This is a genomic window from Paenibacillus sp. FSL R5-0378, from assembly GCF_038009285.1.
Taxonomy (GTDB): Bacteria; Bacillota; Bacilli; order Paenibacillales; family Paenibacillaceae; genus Paenibacillus_AQ; species Paenibacillus_AQ favisporus.
On sequence record NZ_JBBPAY010000001.1, the window covers coordinates 3,327,151 to 3,340,567 of the forward strand.

Here is a 13,417-nt window from a genome sequence, read left to right on the forward strand (position 1 = left end):
ACTCACTTCTGGCTCTTTTTTTATAATATCAGATAGTATAAACTCCAGAGCCATTGCCTCCTGATATTGCAAGAAAAATTACCTTTGAATGCGGTCAAAACCTCCGGATGCTCTCTCGCGGCCTCCATTCATAATCCCGCTCGTCCCTTCATATGATGGGACAAAGTATGTTAAGGGAGATGAGCGGAAAAATGAACGGGAGACGGACAGCCATCGTGCTTGCCTGTTTTGCCACCATCGTCGGGCTTGCGCAGACCGGTGCGGTCGGGGACTATTTTCAGGACGTACGGCACCACCTGACTGCTCAAACCGCGTTTGAGCCCCAGACGGACGAGAAGCAGCTGGATCCGCTGTACAAGCAGATTCAGGAGAAGGCCGAGGCCACGAGGATTCCGCCGGTGGATGCGGTCGTGGACCGCGTCTGGAAAGCCATTCCAGGGTACAACGGCCTGGAGATCGACGTAGATGAGACCTATAAGCGGGCTAAGGCCCAGGGAGCCACGGCTCCGATTACATATGTATACCGTCAAATTCCCCCCAGGGTGAACCTGGGCGATTTGGCGGCTGAACCGATTTATAAAGGGAACCCGAAAAAGCCGATGGTTTCCCTGATGATTAACGTCGCGTGGGGGGACGAGTACATCGTTCCGATGCTCGATACGCTGGATGCGGAGAACGTAAAGGCAACCTTCTTTTTTGACGGAAGCTGGTTGAAGAAAAATCCGGAGATGGCCAAGGAGATCCAAAAGCGGGGGCATGAGCTGGAGAACCATGCGTATACGCACCCCAACATGAGCCAACTGAGCCGCGAACGGGCCACGCTCGAAATCAGTAAAACCCAGCAGCTGTTGAAGGATACACTGGGTGTGACGAACAAGTGGTTTGCCCCGCCTTCCGGAGATTTTAATCAGCAGACTGTCCAAATCGCCGCCAGCCTCGGCCTGAAGACGGTGCTGTGGACACTGGACACGGTGGATTGGCGGAAGCCTTCACCGGATTCCATCGTCAACAAGATCTCGGCCAAGGTGGAGCCGGGCACCTTGATTCTGATGCATCCGACCTCCTCCTCCTCCCAGGCGCTGAAGGGCATGATCCGGGTGATCAAGGCGAAAGGCCTTGTACTGGGTACGGTCAGCCAGACGCTGTCCCCCGAGAGGGTGACGGCGCCTAAGGTTGAGTGAGACGTCTTTTTTTGATAGGATAGGGATTGCGCTGGCTGTAGTCAGGAAAGTTACGGCTCGGCCATCATTTGCATGAAGAACGGATTACTAGTTAGAACTGGACAGGGGCAGCCTGGAGGTTCATTGGATTAATTTTAGGAGGGCCTCTCGCGTGAAAAAAATAAACTTAAGCAACGGCCTTAGAGTAGTTATGGAGAAAATTCCGACGATGCGTTCGGTTTCCTTTGGCATTTGGGTAAAGACAGGCTCCCGCCACGAAACCTTGGCCAACAACGGTATTTCCCATTTTATCGAGCACATGCTGTTCAAAGGGACTGAACGGTTTGACGCCAAGGCGATTGCCGAGGAATTCGATGCCATTGGCGGCAATGTGAATGCCTTTACTTCTAAGGAATATACCTGTTTTTATGCCAAGGTGCTGGATGAGCATCTGCCGATCGCCGTAGACGTGCTCGCTGATATGTTCTTCCGTTCCAAGCTGGACGGTGAGGAGCTGGCCAAGGAGAAGAACGTCATTCTGGAAGAGATTTCGATGTACGAAGATACGCCGGACGACATGGTGCACGACCTGATGGCTAAGGCGGTCTACGGGGATCATCCGCTCGCCTATCCGATTCTGGGAACGAAGGAACAGCTGGAAAGCATGGGATCTTCCGACCTTCGCGCCTACATGGATGACCACTATACGATCGAGAACACCGTCATCAGCGTGGCAGGTAACATTGACGATAACATTGTGGAGCTGCTGGAACGCCATTTCGGCGGTTTCCAAACCAGCGGGCGGGTGAGCGAATTGACCGTGCCTTCATTCCAGAGTGGGATCTTGTATCATAAAAAGAAGACGGAGCAGAATCATATCTGCCTGTCCTTCCCGGGATGCTCGATTCACGATCCGCTTCAGTATGCCATGATTCTGCTCAATAACAGCATCGGCGGCGGGATGAGCTCGCGGTTGTTCCAGGAAATCCGGGAAAAGCGGGGACTCGCTTATTCGGTATATTCCTACCACAGCTCCAACGAAGACAGCGGGTTGTTTACGATCTATGCCGGAACCGCGCCGAAGCAAACCAATGAGGTCATGGGCTTAACCAAAGAGGTGCTGGCGGATGTGGCCGTTCATGGGATGAGCGAGGACGAACTCCGGAAAGGCAAGGAGCAGCTGAAGGGCAGCCTGATCCTGAGCCTTGAGGGCACTGGAAGCCGTATGAACCGGCTCGGCAAAAACGAGCTGATGCTGGGCAAGCATTTTTCGCTCGATGACATGATCGAAAAGATCGAAAACGTGACGATGAACGACGTGAACGCGGTGCTGGACCGGATGTTCAGCCAGCCGTTCGCGCTGGCGATGGTCGGATCGACGGACCGCGCTATTGCTGGGTTAAGGAGGGACGATTTTGTCACACTACGTACAAATTCATAAATTGCCGGGTCACGAGGATGTGCGGCTGCCGGAGAAAATGTCCGGCTCCGCCTCCGGCTATGACCTGTACGCCGCCGTTGAAGAAGAAGTCGTCCTCCAGCCGGGGGAGCGCAGGCTCATCCCGACCGGGTTTGCCATCGCCATGCCCGACGGGCTGGAAGCACAAATCCGCCCGAGAAGCGGGCTGGCCCTGAAGCACGGTATCACCTGCCTTAATACGCCGGGAACGATCGACGCCGATTACCGCGGGGAAATCAAGGTGCTGCTGATCAACCTCGGCCAGGAGCCTTTTGCGATCACCCGAAACGAGCGCATCGCCCAAATGGTGTTCATGGAAGTGCCGCAGGTGACGTTTGAGCAGGTGGACGTGCTGTCCGAAACCGTTCGCGGTGAGGGCGGATTCGGACACACCGGCAAATAATTTATAGTTCAATACAGCCTGGAATTCGTTCCCGAAAGGGATCGGTCTCCAGGCTTTTTTACATAAACTTCAGAGACCCTGCTTCCTATACCGCAAGGGAAATTGCTGTTACATGCGGTCCGGCTCCCTGAACAGTGCGCCTACAGACGATTTTTATTTGACGGGCGTCTTTCACCCCTCCTTAGGCAGCGGCATATGATGGATTCATAACAGTGTTTTTGAAAGGAGTGACATCCTTGTGCTGACTGGAGTTCATATTGTGTTCCTAGGCGGGGATGCACGGCAGATCGAGGTGATCCGTAAATGTTCGGAGATGGATGCCACCGTCAGCGTGGTCGGATTCGACAAGCTGAATGAAAGGGTCCTGGGAGTCTCGTGGGAACGCCTCTCTTCTGAACTGCTTTCTGCGGCAGACGTTCTCGTGCTGCCTGTTGTCGGGTGTGATGATACAGGAGCGATCCAGACGCCATATTCTGGAGAGTCCTTAAAGCTGCTGGATGAGCATTTGGCCGCTCTTCCGTCGCATTGTACCGTTTATACGGGAATGGCCAAACCCTATCTGCGCAGCCTATGCGCAAGCCACGAGGTACGCCTGTTGGAACTGCTGGACCGGGATGATGTTGCCATTTTTAATTCCATCCCAACGGCGGAAGGCGCACTGGTGATGGCAATCCAGAATACGCCGTTTACGATCCACGGTTCGGATTGTATTGTGCTGGGATTGGGTAGAACCGGGTTTACGATGGCGAAAAGCCTGCAGGGACTCGGGGCGAAGGTGAGGGCCGGCGTCAGGTCGGAAAAGGATTTTGCCAGAGCGGAGGTCATGGGCTGGGAGCCTTTCCTGACAAGGGATTTGGAGGATCATGTGCGAAGTGTCGACTTGATTTTTAACACGATTCCGACTATGATAGTCACAGCGCAAATCCTGTCAAGAATGCCCCAAAGCGCCGTCATTATTGACCTTGCTTCGGCTCCCGGAGGATGTGATTTCCGGTATGCGGAGAAGCGGGGAATTAAGGCCTTGCTGGCTCCCGGATTACCTGGAATCGTAGCTCCCAAAACAGCTGGAATGATTATTGCCAATGCTTTGGTACAGTTGATTTCGGACGAGATCAAGATTCGGGGGGATGGGGAATGAACTTGCAGGGTAAAACGGTAGGTTATGCGATTACGGGTTCACATTGTACGCTTGCTGAAATTATGCCGCAGATTCAACGATTTATGGACGCCGGTGCCAAAGTGGTGCCGATTGTATCCAATTCGGTGCAGGTAACGGACACCCGCTTCGGCACATCCGCAAGCTGGCTGGAACAGCTGAAGAACATCACGGGGAGCGACATCATCACTTCAATTGTGGATGCGGAGCCTCTGGGGCCGTCCAAACTGCTCGACGTGCTGGTCATTGCGCCTTGCACGGGCAATACGACAAGCAAGCTGGCCAATGCCATAACGGACAGTCCTGTCTTGATGGCCGCCAAGGCCCAAATGCGGAATTTGCGTCCGCTGGTGCTGGCGATTTCCACCAATGACGGATTGGGATTAAACGCAGCGAATATCGCCAAGCTGCTTGTGACCAAGAACATTTATTTTGTTCCGTTCGGTCAGGATAATCCGGTGCAGAAGCCCAATTCGCTGGTTGCGAACATGGAGCTGATCCCCGAAGCGTGCGATGCGGCTCTTGAAGGAAGACAACTGCAGCCTATGCTGATTCAACGCATGTTTTCCGCGTAATCCAGATCGGCTGCATTCGTTTCGAGTTCCGGCACCCGAAACTGCATTGTCCAGCCCCTAGCAGATGCTGCGGGCGGTAATTTTGCGCCCCATGCCGTAAGACACGGGGCTGTTTGCATCGTTTATTCCGGGCCGCCGTAATCGGATAAATATCAGTGTACAGGACATAAGTTGAATGAACCAAATGGTCGTAGAGACCAAATAGTAAATGTAGGACGACTCGATCGAAGTGATCGCAGCCTGTTTTGCTTATCCCGGTTGGATGCGGCACCGGATCTTGTGAGGATGCCGATTCGGGCGGGAACAGGAAACTAGGCTGCGATTACGAACTGCTGGCCAAAGCGCATGTGTTCATGCTTTGGCTCTGAGGAAGGGTACAGCCGTCACGGCTGTACACGTCACAGGAAATCGACGCAGCTAAACGTTCTGCCGTTCTTATCTAGCATGGGGGAATTGAAATGAGCATCTTAGTACAGAAATTCGGCGGTACATCTTTGTCGACTCCGCAAGCAAGGGAACTCGTCATCAAGCACATCAGACGCGAGCTGGACAACGGTTATCAGCTTGTTGTCGTCGTTTCCGCCATGGGACGCAAGGGGGAGCCGTATGCGACAGACACGCTCCTGGACTGGGTCTCCCAGAACGGGAACGCTCTCCCGTCGCGGGAGCGGGATTTACTGCTGTGCTGCGGTGAAATCATATCGGCTGCCACGCTGTGCAGCCTGCTGGAGGATGAAGGCATCACCTCCACGGTGCTGACCGGGGCTCAGGCCGGATTTGTCACCGATGATCAATACGGCAACGCGCGGATTAAGGACGTCCGTCCGGAGCGGATTGTGAAGGAGCTCGAAACACATCAGGTGGTCGTCGTCACCGGTTTTCAGGGTCAGACCGAAACCGGGGACTTCACCACTTTGGGGCGGGGCGGAAGTGATACTTCGGCAACGGCGCTGGGTGCGGCGCTGCGTGCCGAAATGGTTGACATCTACACGGACGTCAACGGGATTCTGACAGCGGATCCCCGGATCGTCGAAGACGCCAAACCGCTCTCCGTCGTAAGTTACGCTGAAATTTGCAACATGGCCCAATACGGAGCCAAGGTTATCCACCCGAGAGCCGTTGAAATTGCGATGCAGGCGCATGTGCCGGTGCGGGTGCGGTCCACCTTTTCGGAAGATGAAGGAACGCTGGTTACCCAGCCGGAAGGCTTCAGGGACGTTCAGCTGGGCTTCATGGACCGGTATGTGACGGGAATCGCCTACGTGAGCAACGTCACTCAAATCACGGTGGAATGCGAGAACGAAGGAGATAATCTTCAGCTCAGAGTGTTTAAAGCCATGGCTGAAAATTCCATCAGCGTCGATTTTATTAATGTTACCCCGACAGGAGCGGTCTATACCGTTTTTGACCATGATTCGGAGAAAGCGATCCGGGTGCTTCAGGAATTGGGATTCCGGCCTAAGAGCCTTTCCGGCTGCGCCAAGGTTTCCGTCATCGGAGGCGGGATCAACGGAGTGCCGGGAATCATGGCCAAAATCGTCGAATCCCTAAGTGAACAAAATATCCAAATTCTGCAGTCGGCAGATTCGAATACGACCATATGGGTGCTGGTGAAAAAAGAGGATATGGTACAGTCTCTTCGGGCGCTGCACGCCAAATTCGAGCTGCATCGGTAGTCATAAATCTGGAAAACGCACTTTTACGTCCTATTAGGAGGTTGTACAAGATGGATTTCGGTAGGTTGATTACGGCCATGGTGACTCCCTTTGATGAGCAGGGAAATGTGAACTGGACAGAAACCGCCAAGCTGATCGATTACTTAATTGAGGACCAGCGGTCCGAATCACTGGTTGTCTGCGGAACGACCGGTGAGTCCCCGACGCTGACGGAGGAAGAAAAGCTCAAGCTGTTCGAATTTGCGGTAGACCATGCCAAAGGGCGCTGCAAAATTATTGCCGGTACCGGCAGTAACAGCACCGCGCATTCGATCCATCTGACCCAGGAAGCCGAGAAGCTTGGGGTCGATGGCGTTTTGCTCGTTGTGCCTTATTACAACAAGCCGAACCAGGAGGGGTTGTACCGTCATTTCGAAGCCATTGCCCGCAGCACGAAACTGCCGGTTATGCTGTATAACGTCCCTGGACGGACCGTCGTAGGCCTGAGCACCGAAACGACGCTTAGACTGGCTGAAATTCCGAACGTGGTCGCCACCAAGGAATGTGCTTCGCTCGAGCAGGTAACCCAGATCGCAGCCGGGGCGCCGGCGCATTTCCGGGTTTATTCCGGTGACGATGCATCGGGTCTGCCGGCTATGGCCGTAGGAGCATACGGTATCGTGAGCGTGGCCGGACATATTATCGGCGCTTCCATGAAGGACATGATTACGGCCTATTTGGAAGGTGAGCAGGTGCAGGCCGCACGGCTTCACCAGAAGCTGTTTCCTGTATTCAAGGGCCTGTTTGAGTCCCCGACTCCGCTGCCGAATCCGGCTGCTGTCAAGTATGCGCTCAATTTGTTGGGTCACTCCGTCGGAGGCGTAAGGCTTCCGCTCATCGGACCGAATGAAAAAGAAGCGGAATTTATCGAACGGTTGGTTCATTCGCTTGCGGAATAATTGAATCCTCTTATAAGCTGACAGAAACAGCGTCCTTACCAGGGCGCTGTTTTTTTGTGTTTAGGATGCATGCCTTTGGGTTAAGGCCTAAGCAGGGACGCTGCTTTCGAACGGGCTTTTTGTCCATAAGGATATTTCAAATAAACAGCGTGGATTTGGGGAACTCTAATGCCTACTTTCAGGGTGACTTGTGTTTTGACTTTTTTATCATGTATAATGAGGTCAAGTGACTGGGTGCGGTATATTTTTGAAATATAAATATTAAATGGTACGACGTCCAAAACCATAGGAGGGTTAGATTCATTTGTCTAAAAAAAATAATAACGATAAATTGGCGATTTTCGCGTTGGGCGGCGTCGGTGAAATCGGGAAAAACATGTATGTCATCCAATACGGCAATGACATCGTAGTCGTAGATGCCGGATTGAAGTTTCCAGAGGAGGACATGCTCGGGATCGATATCGTCATTCCCGATATTTCCTACCTGACGGAGAATCGTGACAAGGTGAGAGGCATTTTGCTGACGCACGGACACGAGGATCACATCGGTGGATTGCCTTACGTGCTGAAGCATCTGAACGTTCCTGTATACGGAACCAAGCTGACGCTTGGCCTGGTGGAGAACAAGCTGAAAGAAGCCAATCTCCTTGGCGAAACGAAGCGGATTCTGATTCACGAAGATTCCGAAGTGGCGCTCGGCTCCACGCTGAAAGCAACGTTCTTCAGAACCAACCACAGTATTCCGGATTCGGTCGGGATTTGCATCTCAACGCCGGAAGGCAACGTGGTTCATACAGGCGACTTCAAGTTCGATCATACGCCGGTTAACGGACAATATGCGAACTTGCAGCGGATGGCCGCTATTGGAGAAGAAGGCGTATTGGCGCTTCTGTCGGATAGTACCAATGCTGAGAAACCGGGCTTCACGCCATCGGAGAAAAACGTGGGTGTCGTCCTTGAAGATATTTTCCGGAAATCATCCCAGCGCGTAGTTATCGCTACTTTTGCTTCGAATGTTCACCGGATTCAGCAGGTGGTCAATGCGGCGGAATCCACAGGACGGAAAATTACCGTCATCGGACGCAGCATGGTAAACGTCGTTTCCATCGCAGCCGAGCTTGGATACCTTCACGTGCCGGACGGCATGCTGATCGAGCCTGAAGAAGTTAACAAGATGGCCGCTGACCGCGTCGTCGTATTGTGCACAGGCAGCCAAGGAGAGCCAATGTCCGCATTGACGCGGATGGCCCGTTCCACACACCGCAAGGTTGATATTCTGCCGGGTGATACCGTTATCATTGCCGCGACACCGGTACCGGGAAATGAGAAATATGTCGGCCGTACGATCGACGAGCTGTTCCGTCTCGGAGCGGATGTCATCTACAGCGGTTCGAATTCCGGAGTACACGTATCGGGTCACGGCAGTCAGGAAGAATTGAAGCTCATGCTGAATTTAATGAAGCCGAAATTCTTCATCCCGATCCACGGTGAGTACCGCATGCAGCGCCGTCACGCACTGCTGGCCGAGTCTGTCGGCGTAGATCCGGACAATATCTTTATTACGGATATCGGCGAGATCGTCGAAATCCAGAACGGATCTGCCCGTAAAGCCGGTAAAGTAACAGCTGGCAACGTGCTGATTGACGGATTGGGCGTTGGAGACGTTGGCAACATCGTCCTCCGCGACCGTAAACTGCTGTCACAGGACGGAATTCTGGTTGTAGTCGTTACGCTGAGCAAACAAGACGGCACGATCATGTCCGGACCGGACATTATCTCCAGAGGATTCGTGTATGTTCGCGAATCGGAAGGGCTGTTGGATGAAGCGAACCGCATTGTTTCCAGTACACTGCAGAAATTGATGAGTGAAAATGTTAATGAATGGGCTTCCTTGAAGACAGGCGTGAAGGATGCACTGGGCCGGTTCCTCTATGAGCAGACCCGCCGCAGACCGATGATTCTGCCGATCATCATGGAAGTGTAATCAATTGAATAAACCAGCGTCTTGAACAGCACACAGTCGCCCCCTTTCCGCAGGCAATATTGGACGGTTTCCTGCGGAAGGGGGCTTTTTGTCGTTTAATGACGATGTAATAGGAATAGGGTTATTTTTTCGGTATAATTCATGTCTTTCCTCCACCATACTACAATGACAGGAAATTATATGGTTAGGAAAGGACGAGGACATGATGACACAAAATACACGCCGTGCGCCGATGAGCGAAACGGAGGCGCCGGAACAAGCCCCTGCTGTAAACCCGGAACCGACGGCATTGGATACGCTGAAGCAGCTGGGACAAATGAACGTGCCGCAGGGAACCGAGTCGAACATTTTTTGCCTGACGATCATCGGGCAAATCGAAGGGCATCTGGTCCTTCCGCCGCAGAACAAAACGACGAAATACGAGCACATTATTCCCCAGCTGGTTGCTGCGGAGCAAAGCAAACAAGTGGACGGAATTATGATTATTCTCAATACAGTAGGCGGTGATGTGGAGGCTGGACTGGCCATCGCCGAAATGATCACGTCCCTTACCAAGCCTACCGTCACCGTCGTCGTCGGGGGCGGGCACAGCATCGGTGTGCCGATCGCGGTAGCTTCGACGTACTCGCTTATCGCCGAGAGCGCCACCATGACCATTCACCCGATCCGCCTGAACGGACTTGTGATCGGTGTGCCGCAGACGTTCGAATATATGGAGAAAATGCAGGAGCGCGTCGTCCGCTTCGTCACCTCCCATTCGCGAATTACGGAGGAGCGGTTTAAAGAATTAATGTTCCGCACCGGCGAGCTGAACCGGGATATCGGTACGGCGGTGGGCGGACTGGATGCCGTCAAATACGGCCTGATGGACGAAGTAGGAGGCATAGGCCAGGCTCTGGCCAAGCTGAACAAGCTGATCGATGAGCGTAAACAACCGATTGAGGCGGAGGGGATTACTCAATGACGCTTCATACCATTATGCCGCTTGATGCTGTGTGGGAGGAGGGCTTTACCCCCGTCCAAACGGCGGAGGTAAGGCTGCAGGGCGTCCTGATGGAAGTCAAACCGCTTGATGCGGGCCGGGCCGAAATCGTCCGGCTGCTCGACTGCCCGCTTGAATCGTACCTCAACCCGGCGTTTGCCCCAGGACAGGTAATACGCTACATTCCGACACTGTAAAATGGACCTTTAGCAGCAGAAACAGAACATAGGTGCCCCACGGTATTATATGGTATAATATTGGCCGGGGGTGACATTTTGGCTAAGCGAAGAAAGAAGAAGAAGGCAGTACTGACCAATGTGCTGAAATACGAAATATACGGAATTATACTGATCACCCTTTCCGTTATCGCCTTATCCGGTGAAGCGACGGTAGGGTGGTCATTATCCAAAATGTTCGGACTGCTGTTAGGGCGGTTTTATTTTGTGATCCCCCTGGTGGGAATCTACTTGGGCCTCAGCGTCATGATTCAGCGAAAATGGCCGAAACGGTGGAATACGCGGAGAAGCGGAATTCTGCTGTTGATCCTGGCCTTGGTACTTATGAGCAGCATTTCTTCATTGGAAAAGAAACTGGGTCCGGTTGGCGCATTGAGCACCGGGAACATATTATCCCAGGTACATACGGACTTGCAGGGAGCGCTGCTGTCGCCATCGGCCCGCGGCGACCACTCCATGCTGAATAAGGACATCAGTGGAGGCTACATCGGCGCCATCGAGTTTGCGGCGCTCTATTGGCTGTTTGGGACCTTGGGCTCGAAGCTGATGATGATCGTTATGTTTATTATCAGCTTTATGCTGATTACGAATCTGTCGTATGTCGACCTGATGCGAATCTTCCGCAGCAGGCTGGTGAAGGCCGGCGAGAATGTCCAGAAGCGGATGGACAACCGCCGCCAGTCGGCCAAGGTCGCTTCCAAACGAGCGGCTTCGTCCAGGCAGAAGAAACCGCAGCCGCTCCCGGCTGACGACGATGAGGATGAATTGGACGAGGATTTCATGCCGCCGAAGCCGAAGCGGAGCGCCCCGGTGTTCTTCCAGCTGTTCGGCAGCAGGTTTGCCAAGAACGAAGCGCAGCCGCCGCTTGCTGATGATGAGCTGGACGGCAGCGATATTCTTGAACCGGTCAGGGACACCCGTCCCGCAGCAGGCGGGCGGTTCAGCGAGGCGGTGGAGCCGGAGGAGAACGATGCATTCGACCTGCACGAGGAGCCGCTGTGGGCGGAACCGAAGCGGAACGAATCTTCGCCGATCATCCGCGACTTTTTCGAGCATGTGAAATCCGAAGGCAACGTCGATCCGGAGGAATTGGACGAAGCCTACGCGGGAGCTGCCGGGGCCGCTTTTCCGCCTGAAGGCATCAGCGCGGAATTCCATGAGGATCCCGCTGGGACGCCGGACGGCGGGGTGCGGGTAACCGCTGCGGATCTCCAGGGAGAATCCGCGGGAAGTCCGGCTGAGCCGGCGGAGGCGCTGGAGCTTGCGATGACGCCGCCAGCGCCTCCACCGAAGCCGTACAAGCTCCCGCCCTTCAGGCTGCTCTCCAAGCCCCAGAATGGCGGCAAGGCAGGCGATCAGAACGATTATAAGCAAACCGCCCGCAAGCTGGAGGCGACGATGGAGAGCTTCGGCGTACGGGCGAAAGTGCTTGAGGTCGTTCGCGGGCCAGCGGTGACGCGGTACGAAATCCAGCCGGATATCGGCGTGAAGGTCAGCCGGATTGTCGGGCTTACGGACGATATCGCGCTGGCTTTGGCCGCGAAGGATATCCGGATGGAGGCCCCGATCCCGGGCAAATCGGCCATCGGCATCGAGGTGCCGAACAATGAAGTTTCACTCGTGACGATGCGCGAAGTTATGGAAACGCCGGTCTTTCAAGACGCCTCGTCGAAGCTGTCGATCGCTTTCGGCAGGGACATTTCGGGACAGACGATCGTCGGCAATCTGGCAAAAATGCCCCATTTGCTCGTCGCCGGCGCCACCGGTTCCGGTAAATCGGTCTGTATTAACGGCATCATTACGAGCATCCTGTATAAGGCGAAGCCCGATGAAGTGAAATTTCTGATGGTCGATCCGAAGATGGTCGAGCTGAACGTGTATAACGGCATTCCGCATTTGATGGCGCCTGTCGTGACCGATCCGAAGCGTGCTTCCTTGGCGCTGAAGAAGATCGTGGTCGAGATGGAAAAGCGCTATGAGCTGTTTTCCAAATCCGGCACGCGCAATATTGAAGGCTACAACAACTTGATGAAGGACAATCCGGCAGCGGTGCTGCCTTATATCGTGGTCATCGTCGACGAGCTGGCCGACCTGATGATGGTCGCCGCGCATGACGTCGAGGAAGCGATCACCCGCCTCGCCCAAATGGCGCGGGCCGCGGGCATTCACTTGATCATCGCCACCCAGCGGCCGTCCGTCGACGTCATTACGGGTGTTATCAAGGCGAATATCCCGTCGCGGATCGCTTTCGGGGTATCGTCCCAGGTCGACTCCCGAACGATTCTCGACATGGCGGGCGCCGAGAAGCTGCTGGGCCGCGGGGATATGCTCTTCATGCCGATGGGAGCGTCCAAGCCGATCCGCGTGCAGGGGGCATTTATGACCGATCAGGAAGTCGAGATCATCGTTAACTATGTCCGCGACCAAGGGGAAGCTAAATACGATGAAAGTCTCGTTCCCGAAGTGGAGGAAACGTCGCAGGATGCTGACGACCAGCTGGACGAGCTGTACGATCAGGCCGTTCAGATCGTGCTGGAATCCAAACAGGCATCCGTGTCGCTGCTGCAGCGCCGGATGCGGGTGGGGTATACCCGTGCAGCCCGCTTGATTGATTCGATGGAAGCGCGGGGAATTATCGGACCTTACGAGGGAAGCAAACCGCGTGAGGTGCTCGTCTCCCTGGAGCAGTATCAGCAGCAGAACCGCATCAGCTCATAGTCCGGTAATTATTGCCGGATGTGCTATATCTTCCTTGGAGGCCTCTCATGATCGTTCATGAGGGGCCTTTTTGGCGGTGATTTGCATGGGAATACGCTTGAAAGCTTCTATCGGCGGTACACATTCTTTC

11 protein-coding genes are annotated in these 13,417 nt (G+C 54.2%); all 11 read left to right on the top strand.

Annotation, left to right across the window (positions count from 1 at the left end):
• Window positions 1-191: 191 nt before the first annotated feature.
• The 11 genes from MKY74_RS15630 (at window position 192) to MKY74_RS15680 (ending at window position 13,287) form a co-directional block, all read left to right on the top strand.
• The gene (locus MKY74_RS15630) at window positions 192-1,181 is read left to right on the top strand and encodes a polysaccharide deacetylase family protein (protein ID WP_144025355.1); all 990 of its coding nucleotides are present in this window, start codon (window positions 192-194) and stop codon (window positions 1,179-1,181) included.
• Between the two features lie 190 nt (window positions 1,182-1,371).
• Window positions 1,372-2,601: a M16 family metallopeptidase gene (locus MKY74_RS15635; protein ID WP_373309585.1), complete on the top strand. Its 1,230-nt coding sequence runs from the start codon at window positions 1,372-1,374 to the stop codon at window positions 2,599-2,601.
• A complete protein-coding gene (gene dut, locus MKY74_RS15640) occupies window positions 2,576-3,022 on the top strand; it encodes a dUTP diphosphatase (protein ID WP_076168030.1) in 447 nt (148 codons plus the stop codon). The genes MKY74_RS15635 and dut overlap by 26 nt, the downstream gene beginning before the upstream one ends.
• A 238-nt stretch (window positions 3,023-3,260) precedes the next feature.
• Window positions 3,261-4,160, top strand: a complete 900-nt coding sequence (gene dpsA / locus MKY74_RS15645) for a dipicolinate synthase subunit DpsA (RefSeq protein WP_076168027.1) — start codon at window positions 3,261-3,263, stop codon at window positions 4,158-4,160.
• Entirely contained in the window at window positions 4,157-4,753 is a 597-nt protein-coding gene (locus tag MKY74_RS15650; protein ID WP_076168024.1) for a dipicolinate synthase subunit B, read from the top strand. The genes dpsA and MKY74_RS15650 overlap by 4 nt, the downstream gene beginning before the upstream one ends.
• Window positions 4,754-5,211: 458 nt before the next feature.
• Window positions 5,212-6,429 carry an aspartate kinase gene (dapG, locus tag MKY74_RS15655; RefSeq protein ID WP_076168022.1) on the top strand — a complete coding sequence of 406 codons (1,218 nt, stop codon included), beginning with the start codon at window positions 5,212-5,214 and terminating at the stop codon, window positions 6,427-6,429.
• Window positions 6,430-6,479: 50 nt separating this feature from the next.
• Window positions 6,480-7,367: a 4-hydroxy-tetrahydrodipicolinate synthase gene (dapA, locus tag MKY74_RS15660; protein ID WP_076168019.1), complete on the top strand. Its 888-nt coding sequence runs from the start codon at window positions 6,480-6,482 to the stop codon at window positions 7,365-7,367.
• Window positions 7,368-7,671: 304 nt separating this feature from the next.
• On the top strand, window positions 7,672-9,351 hold the full coding sequence (locus MKY74_RS15665) for a ribonuclease J (RefSeq protein WP_076168017.1): 1,680 nt from the start codon (window positions 7,672-7,674) through the stop codon (window positions 9,349-9,351).
• Window positions 9,352-9,553: 202 nt separating this feature from the next.
• Window positions 9,554-10,315, top strand: coding sequence for a ClpP family protease (locus MKY74_RS15670; RefSeq protein ID WP_076168014.1), 762 nt, complete (start codon window positions 9,554-9,556; stop codon window positions 10,313-10,315).
• Entirely contained in the window at window positions 10,312-10,530 is a 219-nt protein-coding gene (locus MKY74_RS15675) for a YlzJ-like family protein (protein WP_076168012.1), read from the top strand. Before MKY74_RS15670 ends, MKY74_RS15675 begins: the two co-directional genes overlap by 4 nt.
• A gap of 78 nt (window positions 10,531-10,608) precedes the next feature.
• A complete protein-coding gene (locus tag MKY74_RS15680) occupies window positions 10,609-13,287 on the top strand; it encodes an FtsK/SpoIIIE family DNA translocase (protein WP_076168009.1) in 2,679 nt (892 codons plus the stop codon).
• Window positions 13,288-13,417 lie beyond the last annotated feature (130 nt).